Origin of the sequence: Streptomyces sp. NPDC047982, assembly GCF_043204165.1 — a bacterium.
GTDB lineage: Bacteria > Actinomycetota > Actinomycetes > Streptomycetales > Streptomycetaceae > Streptomyces.
Map to the genome: position 1 here is coordinate 144,886 of NZ_JBIDBS010000017.1, position 17,676 is coordinate 162,561.

General features: G+C 72.2%; 23 protein-coding genes. 13 read left to right on the plus strand and 10 right to left on the minus strand.

What is annotated here, in order from left to right; genetic code table 11:
* Window positions 1-373: 373 nt before the first annotated feature.
* From ACGF2V_RS21645 to ACGF2V_RS21660, 4 genes are all read left to right on the plus strand, one after another.
* Window positions 374-736, plus strand: a complete 363-nt coding sequence (locus ACGF2V_RS21645; protein WP_362708577.1) for a hypothetical protein — start codon at window positions 374-376, stop codon at window positions 734-736.
* Between the two features lie 240 nt (window positions 737-976).
* Window positions 977-2,542 (plus strand): hypothetical protein, encoded by a 1,566-nt coding sequence (locus tag ACGF2V_RS21650; RefSeq protein ID WP_362708579.1) that lies wholly within the window; start codon window positions 977-979, stop codon window positions 2,540-2,542.
* Window positions 2,539-2,880 carry a hypothetical protein gene (locus ACGF2V_RS21655; protein WP_362708582.1) on the plus strand — a complete coding sequence of 114 codons (342 nt, stop codon included), beginning with the start codon at window positions 2,539-2,541 and terminating at the stop codon, window positions 2,878-2,880. The genes ACGF2V_RS21650 and ACGF2V_RS21655 overlap by 4 nt, the downstream gene beginning before the upstream one ends.
* A 97-nt stretch (window positions 2,881-2,977) precedes the next feature.
* A complete protein-coding gene (locus ACGF2V_RS21660) occupies window positions 2,978-3,334 on the plus strand; it encodes a ParA family protein (protein ID WP_362708584.1) in 357 nt (118 codons plus the stop codon).
* A 17-nt stretch (window positions 3,335-3,351) separates the two neighbouring features.
* Here the strand turns inward: ACGF2V_RS21660 and ACGF2V_RS21665 are convergent, their stop codons facing one another.
* From ACGF2V_RS21665 to ACGF2V_RS21675, 3 genes are read right to left on the minus strand one after another with little or no spacing between them, the layout of a single operon-like run.
* Window positions 3,352-3,588 carry a hypothetical protein gene (locus tag ACGF2V_RS21665; protein ID WP_362708587.1) on the minus strand — a complete coding sequence of 79 codons (237 nt, stop codon included), beginning with the start codon at window positions 3,586-3,588 and terminating at the stop codon, window positions 3,352-3,354.
* Window positions 3,585-4,292, minus strand: coding sequence for an NUDIX hydrolase (locus ACGF2V_RS21670; protein ID WP_362708590.1), 708 nt, complete (start codon window positions 4,290-4,292; stop codon window positions 3,585-3,587). Before ACGF2V_RS21670 ends, ACGF2V_RS21665 begins: the two co-directional genes overlap by 4 nt.
* Window positions 4,289-5,458, minus strand: coding sequence for a pyridoxal-dependent decarboxylase (locus ACGF2V_RS21675; RefSeq protein ID WP_362708592.1), 1,170 nt, complete (start codon window positions 5,456-5,458; stop codon window positions 4,289-4,291). The genes ACGF2V_RS21670 and ACGF2V_RS21675 overlap by 4 nt, the downstream gene beginning before the upstream one ends.
* Window positions 5,459-5,855: 397 nt before the next feature.
* On the opposite strand from ACGF2V_RS21675, the gene ACGF2V_RS21680 reads away from it, so the two are divergent.
* From ACGF2V_RS21680 to ACGF2V_RS21700, 5 genes are all read left to right on the plus strand, one after another.
* Entirely contained in the window at window positions 5,856-6,065 is a 210-nt protein-coding gene (locus tag ACGF2V_RS21680; protein ID WP_362708595.1) for a hypothetical protein, read from the plus strand.
* Between the two features lie 5 nt (window positions 6,066-6,070).
* On the plus strand, window positions 6,071-6,247 hold the full coding sequence (locus tag ACGF2V_RS21685; protein ID WP_362708598.1) for a hypothetical protein: 177 nt from the start codon (window positions 6,071-6,073) through the stop codon (window positions 6,245-6,247).
* Window positions 6,248-6,432: 185 nt separating this feature from the next.
* Window positions 6,433-6,768, plus strand: a complete 336-nt coding sequence (locus ACGF2V_RS21690; protein ID WP_255386880.1) for an SH3 domain-containing protein — start codon at window positions 6,433-6,435, stop codon at window positions 6,766-6,768.
* A gap of 524 nt (window positions 6,769-7,292) precedes the next feature.
* Window positions 7,293-8,570 carry an MFS transporter gene (locus ACGF2V_RS21695; protein WP_362708601.1) on the plus strand — a complete coding sequence of 426 codons (1,278 nt, stop codon included), beginning with the start codon at window positions 7,293-7,295 and terminating at the stop codon, window positions 8,568-8,570.
* A gap of 158 nt (window positions 8,571-8,728) precedes the next feature.
* Window positions 8,729-9,259 (plus strand): hypothetical protein, encoded by a 531-nt coding sequence (locus ACGF2V_RS21700; RefSeq protein WP_362708604.1) that lies wholly within the window; start codon window positions 8,729-8,731, stop codon window positions 9,257-9,259.
* A 143-nt stretch (window positions 9,260-9,402) separates the two neighbouring features.
* Here ACGF2V_RS21700 and ACGF2V_RS21705 read toward each other — a convergent pair whose 3' ends face one another.
* Window positions 9,403-9,894 carry a hypothetical protein gene (locus tag ACGF2V_RS21705; protein WP_362708606.1) on the minus strand — a complete coding sequence of 164 codons (492 nt, stop codon included), beginning with the start codon at window positions 9,892-9,894 and terminating at the stop codon, window positions 9,403-9,405.
* Between the two features lie 494 nt (window positions 9,895-10,388).
* On the opposite strand from ACGF2V_RS21705, the gene ACGF2V_RS21710 reads away from it, so the two are divergent.
* Window positions 10,389-12,116 carry a SpaA isopeptide-forming pilin-related protein gene (locus ACGF2V_RS21710; RefSeq protein WP_362708609.1) on the plus strand — a complete coding sequence of 576 codons (1,728 nt, stop codon included), beginning with the start codon at window positions 10,389-10,391 and terminating at the stop codon, window positions 12,114-12,116.
* Between the two features lie 78 nt (window positions 12,117-12,194).
* On the opposite strand, the gene ACGF2V_RS21715 is transcribed toward ACGF2V_RS21710, so the two are convergent.
* Both ACGF2V_RS21715 and ACGF2V_RS21720 read right to left on the minus strand, forming a co-directional pair.
* Complete coding sequence (locus tag ACGF2V_RS21715; RefSeq protein WP_362708611.1) at window positions 12,195-12,557, minus strand: hypothetical protein; 363 nt, start codon at window positions 12,555-12,557, stop codon at window positions 12,195-12,197.
* A gap of 179 nt (window positions 12,558-12,736) precedes the next feature.
* Window positions 12,737-13,375, minus strand: a complete 639-nt coding sequence (locus tag ACGF2V_RS21720; RefSeq protein WP_362708614.1) for a hypothetical protein — start codon at window positions 13,373-13,375, stop codon at window positions 12,737-12,739.
* A gap of 293 nt (window positions 13,376-13,668) precedes the next feature.
* On the opposite strand from ACGF2V_RS21720, the gene ACGF2V_RS21725 reads away from it, so the two are divergent.
* Window positions 13,669-13,974 (plus strand): hypothetical protein, encoded by a 306-nt coding sequence (locus ACGF2V_RS21725; protein ID WP_362708617.1) that lies wholly within the window; start codon window positions 13,669-13,671, stop codon window positions 13,972-13,974.
* Here ACGF2V_RS21725 and ACGF2V_RS21730 read toward each other — a convergent pair.
* Together ACGF2V_RS21730 and ACGF2V_RS21735 are read right to left on the minus strand one after the other, a co-directional pair.
* Window positions 13,971-14,810 (minus strand): BlaI/MecI/CopY family transcriptional regulator, encoded by an 840-nt coding sequence (locus tag ACGF2V_RS21730; RefSeq protein WP_362708619.1) that lies wholly within the window; start codon window positions 14,808-14,810, stop codon window positions 13,971-13,973. The two genes, ACGF2V_RS21725 and ACGF2V_RS21730, sit on opposite strands and share 4 nt — an antisense overlap.
* A 161-nt stretch (window positions 14,811-14,971) precedes the next feature.
* Window positions 14,972-15,241, minus strand: coding sequence for a hypothetical protein (locus ACGF2V_RS21735; protein ID WP_362708622.1), 270 nt, complete (start codon window positions 15,239-15,241; stop codon window positions 14,972-14,974).
* Between the two features lie 759 nt (window positions 15,242-16,000).
* On the opposite strand from ACGF2V_RS21735, the gene ACGF2V_RS21740 reads away from it, so the two are divergent.
* Window positions 16,001-16,384 carry a hypothetical protein gene (locus ACGF2V_RS21740; RefSeq protein ID WP_362708625.1) on the plus strand — a complete coding sequence of 128 codons (384 nt, stop codon included), beginning with the start codon at window positions 16,001-16,003 and terminating at the stop codon, window positions 16,382-16,384.
* A gap of 62 nt (window positions 16,385-16,446) precedes the next feature.
* On the opposite strand, the gene ACGF2V_RS21745 is transcribed toward ACGF2V_RS21740, so the two are convergent.
* Together ACGF2V_RS21745 and ACGF2V_RS21750 are read right to left on the minus strand one after the other, a co-directional pair.
* Entirely contained in the window at window positions 16,447-16,683 is a 237-nt protein-coding gene (locus ACGF2V_RS21745) for a hypothetical protein (RefSeq protein ID WP_362708627.1), read from the minus strand.
* 18 nt (window positions 16,684-16,701) lie between these two features.
* Window positions 16,702-16,968: a hypothetical protein gene (locus ACGF2V_RS21750; protein WP_362708629.1), complete on the minus strand. Its 267-nt coding sequence runs from the start codon at window positions 16,966-16,968 to the stop codon at window positions 16,702-16,704.
* A 277-nt stretch (window positions 16,969-17,245) separates the two neighbouring features.
* Here ACGF2V_RS21750 and ACGF2V_RS21755 point away from each other — a divergent pair, with 277 nt between their 5' ends.
* Window positions 17,246-17,659, plus strand: coding sequence for a hypothetical protein (locus tag ACGF2V_RS21755; protein WP_362708632.1), 414 nt, complete (start codon window positions 17,246-17,248; stop codon window positions 17,657-17,659).
* Window positions 17,660-17,676 lie beyond the last annotated feature (17 nt).

Genomic DNA, 17,676 nt, shown 5'->3' on the forward strand with positions numbered 1-17,676 from the left:
CGTCGTCGTCCACCGGAAGAACCGCACGGCCCCGGGCTGCTTGAGCGGCACCGTCTCCCGTGCGGTCGGTCGGCTCCGCGTCGGGCGCAGCCAGGGCCTGGGGCACCATCTGCCGCTCGGCCCCCGAGCCCGCCGCGGGAAGCGGCGGTGCATCTGGTCATCAGGCTGCCTGGGACGACCTGGGCGTGGGGCCGGATCGAGCTGCGCGGGAGGACGACTCGGTACCACGAGGGCGGCGGACTCAAGTACCGCCAACATCCGGACAACCAAACGGAGACGCGGCATCCCAGAGCTGTGTCGGCCCCTCACGCTACGGTCGTCATGCCGTGCCCGGCAGGCACGATGGCACCACGATCGAACAGGAGTACCTGTGATGCCCGAAGCTCACCCCGCGCACAGCGGCCTGCCCGCCCTGTACCGCGCTGAGGTTGGTGTGTTCCGCGGGCGGTGGACGATGTCAGTCATCGGCCCGGACCTGAGCATGGCCGCAGGACCGAACATCGACCTCGGCCCAGCCGAGAACCTCACCATGGCCCGCCCCGACGACCCGGGCCGCTATCTGATCGCCCTCAGTGGCAAGGTGCCGGTCCTGCCCCGCGAAGAGGCTGTACAGGTCCTGGAGAAACACGGCTTCGTAATCGAGCCCGCCGCCCGCAACGACGCCAGGACCGACCACGGCTGGACCCAGCTAGCCATCACGGAATGGACCGCTCCCTGCCAACTCATTTCGCCTTGACCCACTCTCGCACGGGCAACGCCCGCGCCCCCGCACGGGCGGCCGCGCCGCCCCGGCGAGCTCCTTTCGCCTGGTCCGTCCCGCCCTACGGGACGCCCTTGCGGATGGTTACCCTCCGGCTCCCGTGTGACGGAACGGCTTCGGCGGTCCGGCCGGTGGGCCACACCGGCACGGGCAAGCTGCCGCCAGCCGCCGTCCACGGGCCGCGCGGCGCCCCACCGCCGAGCAGAAGGTCCCTCGATGAGCGAGCAGCACGCCCCCCTCCCCGACGACTTCCGTCCCTGGTTGGCCGAGCGGGGAGAGGACGCGTACGCCCTGGCGTGGGTGGCCGAGGGCAGCGAGCCGACCGGCTGGGCCGAGTCGGAGGTACCTCGGGTGGGCGAGACCGGGATCGCCCGCACCGGCGCAGACCCCACACGCGTCGCGCTGCAGGAGGTCACCCACGGCCAGCAGGAGACCCTGCGCCGCTGGCTCCAACTGGACGACGGCGTGCGGCACCTGGCCATCATCACCGCCGAGCCCGGCGGCCTGCGCGAACACACCCCCGGCGAACTGGCAGCCGAGCTGATGCACGACCCGGCCAGCGACGAGGCCCGGCTCACCGACTCGCTGGCCGGCTGGTTCTACCGGCGCAACGCCGAGGCACCGCAGGGGCTCGAGCTCGGGTGGATCACCGCGGCCGCCGCCTGGACCTGCCACCTGCGCGCCCTGGCCACCTACCCGCCGCCCTCCGTACTCGCCCAGAGCCTGGAACGCGCCGGCGAACACGACGAGGCCACCGCCGATCTGGTGGTCAGCACCGCGCTGCAGATCACCAACCTCATCGACCGACTGGAGCGCGCGTACCGCTCGCGTGCCGAACTGATCGAGGACTGGCATGCCGTGGAGTCTCTGGCCGCCGACGTCCCCGCGCTCAGGGGGATGACCGACTGGCTGCTCGACCAAATCGCCCTGAGGGACGCGTCCGCCCAGCAGCTGCGGGCCGTCCTTGAGCCCGACGTCACCGACTACCTGTACGACCGGCGAGCCGACGGCTCCCTCCTGACCGTCACCGTTCCCGCCCTCGACGCGCCACGCGCCGCACACCTGGCTCAGGCCCGCGAGATCGTCCGCGCCTACACCGCCGCAGCGCACTCGGGGCGCGAGCAGGAAGCGCAGCAACTGCTCGACGCCTTCCCGGTTCCGGCTCGCGCTCTGTCCACCAGCGGTCCGGCCGCCGCCTGGCGGTACCGCTCAGCCACTGCGGCCGATGCTGTCGAGGCCCTCGCCGCGCAGCGCGCCGCGATCACGGCCGAGGACAGCAGCGACTATTTCGCCGACCCGGAACTGCTGCACGCCGAGGCCTCCTACCTTGCCGCCCGCGAGGGCCAGTTGCACCTCATGCACGACGCACTCGGCCGCCTGGCGTTCCCCGCCCCGGCCCCTCGCGGCCTGCCCGAGGAGCTCGTCCCGGTCGCAGCCGCGCAGACCCAGCGCCGTGTCATCGAGGCGTACGGCACCCTGGAGCGCGCGGCTCAGGCGCTGGACGGCCAGATCCACTACCAGCTCCAGCAGCCGGTGCCCGCCCGCCGGCCCGCCACCACCGGCGCCGAGACCGACCTGCTGACCCGTGCCCGCGACGCGCTGGAGCACACCGCGGCTACCAGTGTTCCCCTCGACGAGGAGCACATCCGCGCCCGCCTGCAGGAGGCGATGGCCCGCCCCGCCGTCCCAGAAGGCCCCGCCCCGGCGCCGGCCACCGCCCATGACGAGGCTCATGCCCAGGCCCTTGCCGCAGGTTCCGTTGCACCCGGAGTGGACCGGTGACCTGGGCGCTGAGCACCGTCATCTCCCTGCTGCTGCGCGCGACCGGCCCCCTCCTCCGGCGCGGACTGCCCCACCTCGCCATGGCCGCCATGGCCGCGCTCGTGTGCGGAGCATCCCTCGCCGCCGCACGCGGGCTTCTCTGCATAGCCCTGTGGTCACCGGCCGAGGAGTGGCCGCTGGTCACCGTCCTGGTCGGACTGCTGGGAGCTGCGGTCCGCCTGGCCGCGCTCGTGGGGCTGCTCGCGGTGGCCCTGCTCCTGCCGCTGGCCATCACGGCCGACTGCCTGAGCCGACGGCCGGGCACCGACCGTGACGAGCACTCCACGACCATTCCGTAGAGCACAGAGGACGGCGGCTGGCCGGATCCGGGTATGGGTGTCAGCGCGACCCAGTACCGTACTGCCGACAGGATCCGTCACCGGCTGGAGGCTCGAAGTGCCGATCGAAGAAGGGGGCCGCGAGCCCGAGCTGAACAGCACCGCCGAGCCGGCCGCGCTCTTCACCGCCAACCGCCGCGGCTGCGCGGACCTCGGCCCCCGGAGCCAGGTACGAGGCAAGACCAGCACCTCGTCCGCGCTCGCTCAGCTCTGGGCCCAGCGCGGCGACAGCCGGATCCTCATCACCGACACCGACTCTCAGCAGACGGCCAGAGTGCTGGGCGATCTCCCGCAGGCGTACACCCCGCTCATCATCGACTGCCCGCCCTCCTCCGGATACCCCGCTGGCGGACCGCTGTGGGAGGAAGCACTGCGCACCCTGGGGCACGACTCAGGCGACGCACCCACCCCGTAGACATCGCACGCCTACGCTCAGCCGCCGTACCGGGGAACTTCTCCCCTGCGCGCCGGGGCGATGCTTTCGAGCGACTCGGCGAACTTCGCCGTCGTCTCCTCCAACCGCTCGACCGCGACCTGCCGACGTACCTGCCGCACGACCTCACGGGCCATGCTCGGGACATCCACTCCGAGCGTGCCGCCGGGCAGATGCCGCTCGATGGCACGCTCGACGATGACGATCAGCCGGTCGCGCCCCGGTGCCCCCGTCATACGGCCGGGTTCTCTTCGCCCAGACCTGCCTGGCGAGCCCGGAACAGCACGGTGATCGTCACCGCGTCCGTGATCCGACCAGCCAGAGCCATCTGCTCCGCCTCGGCGAACGCGACGGTACGCACCTGGCGGATGCTGGCGCCGGGCGCGAGCTCGCCCACCGCGTCGATGCGCGCGGCGTACAGCATCACCGCCTCGGCCAGGACCGACGGGTCCGGGTGGGCCTGGCCCAGGCCGATCACCTCCGAGGCGCTCGCGCCGAGCTGGTCGTGCACCTGGTCGGCCGCGTTCTGCGCGTCGGGCACGCCCGCGGCGCCGGCACCCCTGATGATCTCCCACTGCCAGGTGCGGGCCGCGTGCCGGAACCGGTCGACGAGCACGATCTGGCCGTCCAGCAGCGGGAGCACGGCCACCGGCGGCTCCGGCCGCGCGGCGATCAGCCGCAGCCTGCGGGCCTGCTGCCCGTCCGGGAGGACTACGGGGTCCTCGAGGACCACCCGCTCCTCGTCACGGTGCAGGACCTGGCCCTCGGTCATCGGCCAGCGCATGATGCCGATCGCGCCCTCACCGGGCGGGCTGGAGAACCACGCGGGGCGGGTATCGCGCAGATGCGCGTAGGCGGACTCGGGGGTGTGGTCCATCAGGTCACCGACTTCGGCGGGCAGGGTGAGCAGCGAGCGGGGCAGCGGCACGGCGGGGGTCACGCGGCAACTCCCTGGCGGGCGGCGGCCAGATCTGTGGCGAGCTCGTCGACGGCCGTGCGCGTCATGGGCCCGGCGGTGGTGATCCGCGCCAGGTCACCGATGTAGTGCAGACGCCACTTCTCGACCACCCATCTCGGCGGCCGCTCGAAGGTGACGGTCAAGGAGCCGGGGAAGTGCTGCGGCGAGACCCCGGCAGCCTCGAACTGCTCGAGCGCGTAGGCGGCGACGTCCTGGCACCGGGCCACCATGGCGGCCACCCCGGCCCGTCCCAGGGAGCGCAGCCGCGTCCACAGCAGCAGCGCACCCAGACCGCTGCGAGCACCGACCACCAGGCGGCCGGGCACCGTGATTCCCAGGGCCGTGGGCGGGTCCTGCTTGCGGCGTACCAGGGAGACGCCCACCGGGACGGGCAGGCCCAGCAGCGGGTGCCCGGACAGAGTGATGGAGTGCGCACCGTGCGCCAGCGACCACGGCGGGACCTGGTTGCTGTGCGCGGCCGCCAGTCCGCCCGCGCTCGCATCGACATGGACGTGTACCGGCCCGAACGAGGCCGCCGCGGAGCGCAGTTCGGCCACGTTGTCGATGGCGCCCCGCAGGGGAGTGCCGCAGGTGGCCACCACCAGCGCCCCCGCCCCGCGCCGCAGCCGTGTCTGTAGGCGCAGATCGTCCGGATCCATCGAGCCGTCCGGCAGCGCCTGGACGCGCACCACGTTCATCCCCAGCAGCTCACAGGCCCGCACGACGTCGTAATGGGCCTGCTCGCCGACGTACACCGACGGCTCCGGCAGCCCGCGGCGGGCCAGGACCAGGCCGTGCAGGAGGGCCTCGCGCGGCGAGGCCGCCACATAGCCGTGCACCTCGTCGAGGGAGGCCCCGGCGAGCGCGGCGAAGTAGGTGAGCACCGCCTTCTCATACGCTCGGGCGCCGTCGTCGAAGCGGGTCTCGTCGTACGGGCCGCCCTGCCGATCGTTGAACAGGCCCAGCAGCGGGGCGAACTCGGCCATCACCTGGCCCAGGTGGTCCGGGAGCCCCAGGAACGGCCGCTCTGCCGGACCAAGGGCGCGCTGCAACTGGTGCAGCGCGCGGGTGTCCGCCGCGGGCGGGGACGGCTGGAAGCCGATGGTCAGGCCCTCGTCGGGCGGGGTCAAGGCGGTGCGGGGACTCACGTCATCGGCTCCGTACGGATCGCTCGGGCTGCAGGTGCCACTCCATCTATGCCCGCCCGCAGCCGCTGCGGGCCGCCCAGTCACCGAGTACGCCGCAGGGCGGGAGGATGCGCTGCACAACCCGGTGGCGCCTCCCGCCCCACGGACTCGACGGCCCGAGCGCTGCTCCGCGCCGTGCGCCGGCCGCCGCGCGGCGGATTCCACCTGCCGGGAGAGCTGGGCAAGTCGCGGAGCCAGCAGGTGGGACCGCGGCCGAGGACCGATGCCGTCACCGCCGCCGGCCGCCCAGGATCGATCACGTCCGGACCTGAGGGTGCGCACCCCTGCCGGGGCCGGGCGGACCCGTGGGCAGCGCGGGCCGCCCGGCCCGTTTTCCTCCCACAACAAGGAGTTCCCCGTGATCGTTCGCCAGCGCGTCAAACGTGCCGCCGTGGCCGGTGCCCTGGGCCTGGCCGTCGCCTCGGGAGGCATCGCCACCGCCTCGACGGCACAGGCCGCCGACACCGCGACCGACAAGATCTCCTGCAAGGCCGTCAAGGTCCACAAGTCCGCGTCCAAGGGCTCGACCACCGTTATCTGCGGTTCCGATCTGGCACTTGTTGTGTGAGGCACATGGGCGACAAGATCACCTACAAGCAGTGGGTGTACCAGAAGTCCAAGAAGACGTGGTGGGTGCACGGCACGGTCACCCGCAAGTCGGACCACAAGAAGATCCGCGGCTACGTCGTCTACCAGCGCGCGAACCCGTACAACACCTGGCCCGCGCCCACCCCGCCGATCCCTAAGTAGCCCCTCGGGCACCGCTGTTGCCGCACCCGGAGAGACCGGAGCGGCAGCTCCCCGGGGCGCAGCAACGACGCCGCACGGCGGGCCGGGCCCACTGCCTCATCCCACCCCGGCGTACCGCTACACCGCGCACAGCTCCCTGAAGCCGCTCACCACTTCATAGACACCTTTCGAAGGGACCACTCGGCATGTCCGTGATACGCCGCCTGTCCACCGTCGCCCTGTCCGCCACCCTCCTCGCCGGCGGCGCCCTCGCGATCGCGCCGTCCGCCTCCGCCGCCGACCGGGACTGCACGTCGTACGACCAGAGCGCCGGGGTCCGCAACGGTGTCAACTACCGCAGCGGCCCGGGGACCTCGTACAAGTCCAAGGGGATGCTCTACAAGTCGGACAGCGTGAAGATCTACTGCGAGAAGAACGGCTGGTACTACACCAAGCTGAGGACGAAGTCCGCCAGCGGCCTGGCGAAGAACACCCCCGGCTGGGTCCGCAAGGACATGGTCAAGCTCTGGCTGGCCGGATAGCACGCCTCGGCGCCGGGACCGAGGACGGGACCGGACGCTTCACGCGGAGTCGACCGCTCTCCCCGTGCCCCGGACGAAGGAGATTCGCCCGGGGCACGGCCGTGCGTCAGGGCGTGGCGAGCATCATGGCCGCGGGCACGAGCTCCCAGAGCGTGGATTCGAAGTCCCGCAACGAGCAGTAGGGGTTCCAGGAGGTGTGCGTGCCGCCTGGTGCGCAGGCATGTGCCCCGTGGCCCGGTCGTACGCCCGTGAGCACCGCCGGGTCCGGCCGAACGGCATCGCGTGACGGAACGGTCCGCCCGATCGCCGCGCCAGGGGATGGGAGGAGGGGCAGCGACTGCCCGCCTCGCCGGAAGCAGCGTGGAGAGGGCCGCCGCGGCCTGCTGGGCTTCTCGCCACGGCGGCTGGCCACCCCTTCGCCGCTGGCGCCGTCCGTACGCCGCTGCCTGTCCCCCTGGGCCCCGGCGCACGGACGGCGGCCTTCTCCCCGCACCCACGATTCCCCTTGCAGAGGCAGGTAGGCGATGGCCCACGCGCAGGTTCACGACGTCCCCCGCACCACAGAGGCGCCGACCCGCGCACCGCAGCCGTCACCCCCGCCCGCATTCGCCGACGAACCGGCGCCACGGCCCACCCCGCCGACCTTCCGCGATGTGCTGCGTCACCGATATTGCAGCCGCCTGCTGATCTCTTCGGTGACCGGCCGGCTGTCGCTGGGCATGGTGCCCGTCGCCCTGATCCTGGCGGCGCAGCAGGACGGCCACTCCCTGGCGACTGCCAGTCTGCTGGCCGCGCTCTACGGCATCGCCCCGGCGCTCGGCCTGCCGCTGCTGGGACGGCTGGCCGACCTGCGCGGCCTGCCGCTGCCCTGCCACCTCGGCGCCGCCCTGGTCGCCACCGCGCTGGGCACCCTGGCTCTGGTGGGCACCTCCCATCTGCCGGTGGCCGCCGTGTGCGTCGCCCTGGCCGGAGCCGGATGCCCGCCGTTGGAGGGCGGGCTCCGGTCGCTGTGGCACGCCGTGCTGCCCGACGGTGCGCACGTGCGCACCGCCTACACCCTGGATTCCTCCGCCCAGGAGATCGTCTACGTCACCGGCCCCGCCCTGGCCATCGCGGTGGCCACCTGGCTCTCGCCGGCTACGGCTCTCGCCCTGGCGGCCGCCGTCACCATGGTCGGCTCCCTCGCCTTCGCCACCGCCCGCCCCGCTCGCACCTGGCGGGCCGTGCCACGCCGCCGGGAGCGGCTCGGCGTACTGCGCCCGCCCGCCATGCGGCCCCTGCTGCTCTCCCTGGTTTTCCTCGGCGCCACGGTCGGCGCCCTCAACGTCGCCGGGATCGTCGTTGCGGAACGGCAGGACGAGCCCTGGCTCGCGGGCGCGCTGCCCGCGGTGTTCTCCGCAGCGGGGCTACTCGGCGGTGTCCTGTTCGCCCGCTTCCAGCCCGCGACCGCTCCCCGGCCGCGGCATCTGATGCTGCTGGGGGCCGCGTTCGCCGCCGGATGGCTCCCCCTGCTCGCCCCGCTCCCGGGCCTGGCGGTCCTCGTCCTGGCGATGCTGCCCGGCGCCTTGTTCGTCCCCCTGCTGACCGTGGCCAGCCTGACCGTCACCTCGCTCGCCCCGCCGGGCACATCCACCGAAGCGGTCGGCTGGATGTCCAGCGCAATGCGCCTGGGCCTGGCAGGTGGCACCGCCCTGGCGGGTCCGCTCGGCGGTCACTTCGCCGTCCCGCTGATGGCCGCCGCCCTGTGCGCGCTTCTGCTCTCGGCCCGCCCGGCGCTCGCCCCGGCGGCTACTGCCGTGTGACACGACGAAGCGGTCACAGGCACCCGCTCCCACCTCCCGGCACGCACACCGCGATCACCGAGCCAGGCCCTGGCACGCCCGGACAGCACACCGGTCACAGGCCCCGGACCGCGCGCAGGCTCCCTGGCATTACGACCGACGTAGGAGGAAGCAACCCCATGCCCGCGTTCAAGCGCACTGCCGTCACCCTGCTCGCCGCTGCCGCTGTCACCGGCACCACCTTCGCCACCGCCACCACCGCCTCCGCCGCGAGTTACCACTGCAAGACCAGCAGCGCCTCCGTCGACAACCCGGCCTACTCCGGCCCGTGGGCGGACAACTACAACTTCGACGTCAAGCTCTGCGCCAAGCGCTCCGGCGGCTACATCTACACCTACGCCAGGGTCGACTTCGAGGGCCCCGTCGCGTACGTCAACATGACCGACACCCTCGACGGCGCCCGTTTCCACCTCCAGACCAAGAAATCGACCTCCGGCACCGATCCCGTCGTGAAGTCGGCGAACTACACCGGCCTCGAGTACAAGCTCGAGCACGGCAACACCGCTGGCAACGGGAGCTACACGACCGGGACGATCAAGTACAAGGACGGCTCGGGCCGCTACCTCGCCGACGGCTACATCCAGCTGGACTGGAACCGCGACGGGCGGGGCTACCGCAATACGCACTTCAGCGCCTCCCCGACCGTGTAGAGGCCGTAGAACTCCTCAACGAGCGGCTTCACCCGGCGGTTCAGGGTCTCCCCGCGGCGGGAGCTCCTGAACCGCGTCCCCGGGGAACTCGTCCCCTTCTCCTGGCTGTTCGACGCCTGTGCGGGGCGCGAGCTCTTCTGCTGCTACACCCCACGTGCCGTGCCGTCGATCGTCTCGGCCGCGCTGAGCGCCGCCAGCACCTGCCGCTCACCGGCTTCCACCTCGACCATGCCTGATGCAACTGCCTCGGCGAGCCATGCCGCGTGACCGAGCAAGGCCGCCACGGCATGCCAGATCTCGCTGCAGGACCCGTCCTGCAGCCACCTGTGGGCAGCCCTCAGCGCGGCGGAAACATCCCCGTCGTGCGCCTGCAGGTCCTGGCCCGTCAATGGTCCGATCCACGCTTCGACGTGCGACTGCACCACCTGCGTGTAGGCCCGGTGGTCGGCCATCGTCCCGCAGCGCCCGTCCGGCTCCTGCGATGCGCGCCGGCCGGGCCAAGGCCGGGCGAGCCACCGATGGCTCGCACACATCTCCACCCGGTACTTCAGGACACGTCCCTTCTTCCGGCTGCGCGCCTCGACCACGTGCGTGGCGGGCGCGGAGCAGACGGTGAGCTGGCGCAGTACAGGCATCGGATCTTCCCTCCGTTGCGGCATCAGTCATCGAGCCTGGCCGACCGGGAGGCCGCTGTCGGCTCCGCCGGCGCACACCGGGCGTGACTGCCGTCACACTGTGGCCGAGCGGCGGGCAGCCCGCGGGGCGGACCGGACCACGGCGTCGGAGGGAATTTGTCCCGCAGTGGAGACCGCCGCAGCAACTCGTATCCCACTCCCAGGAATTAGCGGATTTCATCCACTTTTGTCTCTGGCGGTACGGGGTCCGTCCTGCTGAGATCACCTCTGTCCAACCGACGCTTCACCGTCTTCTCCGAGGAGCCTTCGAGATGATCAAGCGCCCGTACAAGTCCCGCCCGCTGTCCGCCGTCCGCCCGCTCGCCGCGCTCACGTAGCCGCACAGCGCCTCCCTGCCCAAGCGCCCGCCGGGCCCCCTTGTCCATCCAGCCCGGGCGGGCGCTGCCGCATCCGGGCCGCACCGCCCCTCCCTGACCAAGGAGCTCACCCCCGCCATGCACGCACCTCTCGTCCGCGCGTCGTCGCGACTGGCCGCCACCCTCATCGCCGCTGCGGCGGCCGGGACCCTCGCGTGGGCACCCGCCCATGCGGCCCCGGGACCGGCGGCCAACCACGACAAATTCGGGCCGGGCTATGCGATCTCCGACAGCGAAGGCCACGCCGCCAGCTCCCACATCGGCGCCTACGGGCCGCCCGGCATGACGGTGTACGGAAACTACGAGACGTTCTGCGCGGACCCCGAGCGCCGTGGACCCGACCAGGCGGGCGGTTACACCGGCCCGACCACCGTCGAGCACTGGACGTCCTCGGTCACCGGCCGCCCCATCCCCGACGCCCATCTCGCCTACGTCTCCTACGTCGTGGGCAAGTACGGCCAGACCAGAGATGCGGCTCAGGCCGCCGCGGTCGATGCGACCGTCTACGAGTGGCTGGCCGGCGGGAGCTACGGCATAGACGGCACCCGCGGCAAGCAGCGCCTGAGCTACCCGAATGTCTCCCCGTCCGCCCGGACGCTGGCGCTCGGTTACCTGAGCGAGGCGAAGAAGTACGCCGGCCCCTACCGGCTGTCCGTCGTCCCGGAGGTGACCGAGACCGCGGCCGGGAAGAAGGTGACGGTCACCGTCTCGGTTACCGCACAGCTCTCGGGCGCCAAGGTTCCCGGGGTCAAGGTCGCGCTCGCCGAGGCGGGCAAGGACGGTGAACGCGGACAGGTCACCACCGGCCAGGACGGCACCGCCGACTGGGAGTTCACCGCCGACGCCAAGGGCACCACCACCGTCCACGCCAGCGCCGCGGACCTGCCCGGCTCCCAGCTGAAGATCCTCACACCCCGCGACGGCAAGGCGCAGCGGATGGTGCTGGCCGGCGACACCACCACTGCCAGTGCGGACGCCGCCATCAAGGTCACCGCTGCCCCCGGGGGTGTGACCATTCACAAGAAGGACCCGGGCGGCGACCGCCTGGTCGGCGCCGCGTTCCAGCTCACCGATCCCGACAGCGGTCGCGTCGTCGCCGAGGGCAAGACCGGCGCTGACGGCATTCTCGCCTTCGACGACCTCGCGCCGGGCACCTATCGGCTGCGTGAGACGGACACCGGCAGCCGCCTGCACGAGCGCGTGCCCGACCAGGACATCACCATCACCGAGGGCAAGGCGGCGGCCGCCAACCCGATCACCATCGTCGACCCCTTCAAGCAGGGCGAACTGGTGCTGAAGAAGACCGACAAGGCCACCGGGAAGCCCCTGCCCGGAGCGGTCATCACGATCAACGCCGACACCCTCGACGCTTCGGGCAAGCACACCCGGGGCAAGGAGATCGCCCGGCTGACCACCGGCAAGGACGGCACCGCCAAGCTCAAACTCGACGTGAAGCTCAAGAACGGCACGCACTACTGGGCGAGCGAGACCACCGCACCGCCCGGATACCGGGCCGACGCCGCACCTCAGCGATTCACCGCCACCCCCGGCGCCCAGGTCACCGTCACCCTCGCCGACTCCAAGATCTTCGCGCCCACCACACCGCCCGCCGCCACGCCGCCCATCACGCCGCCCCCGGCCGCACCCCACCAGCCGCCCGCGCCCACCGCGCAGCTCGCTCACACCGGCTCGTCCGGCACCACCTGGCTCATCGGCGCGGTCGGCGTCCTGGTGGCCGCCGGCGGCGGCGCCGTGTGGGCCGGATCCCGCCGCCGACGCCAGGCGCACACACCCGACGGCCAGTGACCTGCAGGGCGAGGCGCACCGAGCGCCCCGCCCGGAGACGGGTGAGGTACCGGAGCAGCCTGCTCCGGCACCGCCGCCTCAGTCCTCCTCGTCGCCAGCGGCCACGGCCTGCCGGTGGCCGTCGTCCCAGCACCGGCCGCTGAACAGACCCTCGTGCAGCGGGTAGCCACGCCGGATGTGCCCCGGCTCCTTGGCGCACTGCACCCAGCCGTAGTTCTCCGGTGCGGCGTCGAAGAACATCGCCGCACACAGGCCGTCCACCCGATCGGGGGTGGGACCGTAGAGCCCCAACCGGTCCAGCAGCCTGTCCGCAAGCCCTTCTGCCGCCTGGTCGTCGAGCTCCGAAACAGCCGTGATCAGCTCTACGAGCCGCCCGTACGTCCCCTCCGGCGTGATCGTCGGCAGCAGCGTCTTCGACGGGATCATCAAGTCCTCCAGCACGAAGGTGAGAAAACCTCTTCGCTTACAGGCGGCGGCACAGACCCCAACCGACAATGAATCTGGGACTTGTGGTGCACGTCACACTGCCGGTCGGGTGGGGGAGCCGCTCCCGCAACGGCATTCCTCGGATTCCACCGACGGGTTTCGTCGGAGGGACGGTGGTCCCGGGACGCCAGTGGTCACCCGCAATCGGCGGGCGCCGCCAGTTCCTGCTCGGCATCCTGCACCCGGGCACGGTCAGCCTCGTGACGCCGTCGCCGGGCCAACGCGTGCACGGCACCGCCCGCCGCCGACACCACGAGGGCGGCGCTCATCACGATCGCCGCCGTGGCCGACAACTGCTGCGCCTGGTCCAGGAGTTCCTCGGGCCGTGCGGAGGCGGGATCGAGCCGGGTCTGCGTCACCCACACAATCAGTCCGCCGGCAGCCAGGAGACAGCCACCCACCACCCATGCGATCCACACAGTGCGTGGAGCCCACATCCGCGCCTCCACGGGCAGTCCCCTCTCCTGCCGGGCCTGGCGCACCTCGTGCGCCTCCTGCCTCCGTACGGCCTTCTCCGCCACCACGCACCCGGCGGCCAGCGCCCACAGCACCACCACGACCACCGCAACGCCGGTGAGGACCGCGCCCTCGGCGCGCGCCACGAGGGCCAGCGTGAACACCGTGAACCCGAGTACCCCCAGCAGCACGGATGCGGCCTCCCACCGCTTCGCCCACGGCGCGTCCTGCCCCGGCTGCCACACCGCCCAGGCCCAGGTTCCGACCACGGCCATCACCGCGGAGCAGACGGCCAGCCACACCAACGCCCCGACCACAGGTCCTCCTTGAGCCGCCGCCCGCCGCGCGCGGGCTGGGGCCGATCCTTCAACGCTGCGGCATTGCGCCGCCAGTGGTGTCCCGCCGGGCGGGCGCCGAGGGCCGCGCTGACCCGCCTGAGGTGTAGACGGCAAGGGTTCACGGCCCGTCTGGCGGTCCGGGAGGTCATTTGCCCTGCCGCGCCCGGGCATGGTTGGCTCGAGCGCCTCCATCCCGCCCCGGAGAGACCGTGACACGCCCCGCCCCCGCCATACCCCCGTGAACCACGCTGACCGGCGGCGCGGCGGCCTGCGTGCTCGCCGCCGCGCTCCTGGGCCACCGTGCCGAGCTGAGTGTCATGGCCGCCGGGCTGGGCCTGGGGGCCGTCGCAGCCTACGGAGTGGCCAGGGTCCGGGCCGCTCTGCCGTGCGCGGCCATCGCCTGGCTGGGAGCCGGGTGCGTCGCGGCCATCCTGAGCTGGGGACTGGGGGAGGACTACCCGTTCGGCTACGGGATCGCCGCCTTCCAGCTCCTCGTCGGCACCGTACTGCTGCCCGGGCACCTGCGGCGCGGCGAGCCGAGCGCCGCAGGTGCCCGGGCGGGCCGCAACGGACGCTAGACCTCCGCCGGAACCTTCCCGGCCGCCGTCTCGTCAGCTTGCCCCGCCTCGCCGCCCACGGTGCCGTCCGCCTCGGGCGCGGCATCTGCCGCGGCGTTGGCGGTGTACATCGCGTTTCCCTGCTGGCGCGACTTCTCGGCGAGGCCCTTCTTGACCAGGGCCTCCAGGTTGTTGCGCACGGTCTGGACGGACGTCGCCCGACCGGGATGCTCCTGCGCGAGCTGGTCGTGAACCTCACGGGCCACGCACGGCTGCCCGGGGGTCTTGAGGAGGATCTCCAGGGCGAGCTGCCACAACGGGGGCCCCGACTTCTCCTCGGCAGCGGCCTCTTCCCCCGGCGCCTCCGTGATGGCGGCCTCCGGCGCCGGAGCCTGCCCACCGGCCGACTTCTTCGCCGTCGTCTTCTTCGCGGCGGCCTTCTTAGCGGCGGTCTTCTTTCCCGTGGTCTTCTTGCCGGCAGCCGCCTTCTTGGCCGGCTGCTCGGACTGTTCCTGTTCCGCCTTCACCGATTCATCCTGCCGCGGCTGCGGAACGATCGGGGGCGCATCGGTGACGGCCTCGGCCGGTGCGGACGTGTTGGGCTCTTCGTCCTTGGCCGCCGACGGCACCTCGGCGGCGGGCTCGGACCCGGGCTCGCCAGGGGTGACTGCTCCGGGCAGACTGCTCTGCGCCTGGGCCAACCAGCCTTCCTCCACCTTGAGTTGCTCAAGGCGCTCCTGGAGGTCGGCGATCTGTGTGGTGAGGTCGCCCTGCTCCTTGCGGTTGGCCGCGAGGTCATCGGCGTACTGCTGCGCGTACTTGTTCTGGATGGGGGTCTTTGCGGGCTCGTCGGCCACGACAGCACTCCTTGTACCTGGGTTGTTACTGCCGGATGCTACTCACTGTGAGAGGTCGGCAGTTGCTCTCCCGCACGATCGCCACCCTTGCGGTGAGCGTGGGGACCGGCTCGCGGCCCGGCCTCCACGCTCACCGGCAAGCCAGGTGGTATGCGCTGATGTCACCGGGGCAGGTGCGCGTGGGCCTCGTCGGCCAGTTGCCGTGCGGCGTCTTCCCAGCGTGCCAGGGAGGCCGGTCCGACGGCGCTGCCGAGGTCGGGCAGGACGGTGGAGGACAGGCGAAGGCCCTGGGCCGCGCACGCCTGACGGAGGGGACGGAGTGCGTCGGCGGGCATCCGTGTAGTGGGGACCAGACAGGGGCGGCGCCTGCCGGTGGAGATCGGCAGGTCCCACAGCACCTCGTCGGCGGCCTCGGCGACCCGTGACCGCAATGCGGCTTCCCACTCCTGGTCGGACCGGGTGCGCGTGACGCGCGCACCCGCCGCTTCGTCCCAGCCGGTGGCGTTCTGGCGCCGCAGGTGCGCGACCCAGCCGTCCCGCGCCGGTTCCCACCGTGCCCCCCACCGCTGCCGCCGGCCTCATCGGTGTCGTTCAGGAACAGGCGCCTGGCGAGGGTGTCCTCGAGCTCGTCGTCCACGGCCTGCGCGCCGTGTTCCCGGGCGAACCGGGTGAGGCGCTGTTCGTACGCGGCGTAGTCCTCCAGCGCGGCCGGGCCGGAGTTCTCGAAGTCCCGGTAGGCGCCTTCGATCCAGGCCCACACCTCTCCCTGGGGGGTGAGGCACACTTCGGTGATGTCCCGGCCCGGCGGGCGGGGCGTGTGCCGCCAGGGGGCGAGGGTGAGGTCGGCGGTACTGGCGGCGGCGCGCGGCAGACCGGTGGGAGAGGCGTCGATGACGACGTGGCTGAAGGCGCGGTCGAGGGGCGGGGCGGCGCAGCAAGGCCAGGCCGAGTGAGTCGGCGCAGGAGCGTGAAAACAGCGGTTCGGTCCGCCGGGCGGAACGCATCTGCGGGTTCACGTGCCAGGAGCCGGGAGAAGGCGTTCCGCGGCGGCACCTGCCAGCCCCCCAGGGGGCAAGGTGAGGGGGCCCTCCTGTTCTGGGACGGAACGGGGAGAGCCGGGGCGGTGGCGGGTCCTTGCACGAGCCGCCGCCCCGGATGCCCATAAGGGATCGAACTGAACGAGGTGCACCGTGAGGGAGCGAGCACACCTGGCGGCCGTTGAGCAGATCACCGAGGACGCCGGAGCGCGCGAGGGGGCCTCCGCGGGAGACTTCGGGATCGCCGACATCGCGGCCATGCGCGAGCAGGGGGACTTGCCCGTGTTCATGCGCTTGCAGATCCGTCCGGTGCGATCCCCCGTCCAGGTCGTGACGCTGTGGCAGAGATTCACGGGCCCCACCGGGCACAAGCCCGGCGCCTGGCCGTCCGCCGCGCCCCTCGACGCGCACTACCGGCGAGCCTCGGGCGCTCCCGAACTCTGTGACTGCGCCCGGTGCCGGGCACTGGCCGCGCCCTGTGAGGAACATCCCTGCCGGTGCCCGCGCTGCGGTGCCCCGCACGCCCCGGCGGCATGACGAACGCGCGCACCACGAGACAGCGTGTAAGCCCTCACGGTGCCCGGCCGCCGACGGCCGGGCTACTCCAGTCCGGCGTAGGCAATGCTCAGGACCGTGATGGTCCGGGTCTGGTCCCCGATCAGGAGCACCACCGCGAGATCACCCGAGGCCCACAGCCGCATCAGCCCGTCATCGACGTCCCTGTACGGGCTGGTGGCCGCCCGCGGATCACTGACCGAGTCGAGCAGGAACTGAGCGACCCGGGCGCGCGCCTTGTCCGGGAGATCCCGGTATACGGCGTGAAGGGTGGAATCCATATAGAGCCGGTACATGGATCAGGCAGCCCGGCTCTCCGCGATCAGGTCGGTGACGTCGAAGTACTCCGCGGGCAGCTGGCCACCGTTCTGCTGCTGGAAGGCGCGCACCTCACGACCGCGTTCGACGGCGCCCTCAAGGTCCTCGATGGCCTTGACCCACTTCTCGCCGAGGGCCTTGAGCCCGTCGAGAGGGGTGAGGTTGAACTGCCGCCAGAATTCCTGCCGCATGCCAGCGTCCGGCAGGGCATGGGCGATGGAGTCCGGCGTCCAGTCGTCACTACCCATGATCAAACCGCCTCGAAGGTCGTCGGCACATGCCGCTGCTGCACCTCTCAGGGTAGCGGCCCGGCCGCGCCCGGCGGGAGACAACCGGCACGAGCACCAGACGGGCACGGGCACGGCATGCAGGAAGATCCCGCCACGCGGGAGCGCCGGACGCCCCGCCGACGCAGCCGACGGGACGCCCACCGCCACCAGCTCCTCGACGGCACGCGGACCTGATTGCCTCGGACCAGCCCGGCACCGCAGGAACCGGGCCACCCGCCGACGCAGGAGGACCCGAATGAAGTCGACGCGCATGCGCCCGGCCCGCGCAGCCGTACCCGCCGTCGCGCTGGGCGCCCTGATGGCCTCCGGCACCGGCACCGCCTCGGCGGCGACCACCTGGTGGTACAGCGGCGGCCCGCACGGCAGCGGCGCCGCCGCCAGCTTCCGCGCTGAGGGCGACCAGCTCAAGGTGTGCGACGTCAACTCCGACAGCTACCGCGCGCTGGTGGACGTCCAGACCGCCGCCGGCGCGCACGTCTACCGCGTGACCGACAGCTACAACGACAACAAGTGCACCACCGTCAGCGAGGCCAGCGGCCGCTACAACCTCGTCGAGAAGCGCTCCTACCGGCTGCGGGTCTGCGTCATCAAGGCCGGGCAGAGCCCCTCGTACTGCAAGACCTCCGCCACCTTCTACAACGGCCGCTGATCGCGGCGAAGAGGGGG

Bases quoted from the DNA above. Each gene is read 5' to 3' on its own strand.
- ACGF2V_RS21645 (WP_362708577.1), top strand. From the start codon at position 374: ATGCCCGAAGCTCACCCCGCGCACAGCGGCCTGCCCGCCCTGTACCGC.
- ACGF2V_RS21650 (WP_362708579.1), top strand. From the start codon at position 977: ATGAGCGAGCAGCACGCCCCCCTCCCCGACGACTTCCGTCCCTGGTTG.
- ACGF2V_RS21665 (WP_362708587.1), bottom strand. From the start codon at position 3,588: ATGACGGGGGCACCGGGGCGCGACCGGCTGATCGTCATCGTCGAGCGT.
- ACGF2V_RS21685 (WP_362708598.1), top strand. From the start codon at position 6,071: ATGGGCGACAAGATCACCTACAAGCAGTGGGTGTACCAGAAGTCCAAG.
- ACGF2V_RS21690 (WP_255386880.1), top strand. From the start codon at position 6,433: ATGTCCGTGATACGCCGCCTGTCCACCGTCGCCCTGTCCGCCACCCTC.
- ACGF2V_RS21695 (WP_362708601.1), top strand. From the start codon at position 7,293: ATGGCCCACGCGCAGGTTCACGACGTCCCCCGCACCACAGAGGCGCCG.
- ACGF2V_RS21700 (WP_362708604.1), top strand. From the start codon at position 8,729: ATGCCCGCGTTCAAGCGCACTGCCGTCACCCTGCTCGCCGCTGCCGCT.
- ACGF2V_RS21705 (WP_362708606.1), bottom strand. From the start codon at position 9,894: ATGCCTGTACTGCGCCAGCTCACCGTCTGCTCCGCGCCCGCCACGCAC.
- ACGF2V_RS21710 (WP_362708609.1), top strand. From the start codon at position 10,389: ATGCACGCACCTCTCGTCCGCGCGTCGTCGCGACTGGCCGCCACCCTC.
- ACGF2V_RS21745 (WP_362708627.1), bottom strand. From the start codon at position 16,683: ATGGATTCCACCCTTCACGCCGTATACCGGGATCTCCCGGACAAGGCG.
- ACGF2V_RS21750 (WP_362708629.1), bottom strand. From the start codon at position 16,968: ATGGGTAGTGACGACTGGACGCCGGACTCCATCGCCCATGCCCTGCCG.
- ACGF2V_RS21755 (WP_362708632.1), top strand. From the start codon at position 17,246: ATGAAGTCGACGCGCATGCGCCCGGCCCGCGCAGCCGTACCCGCCGTC.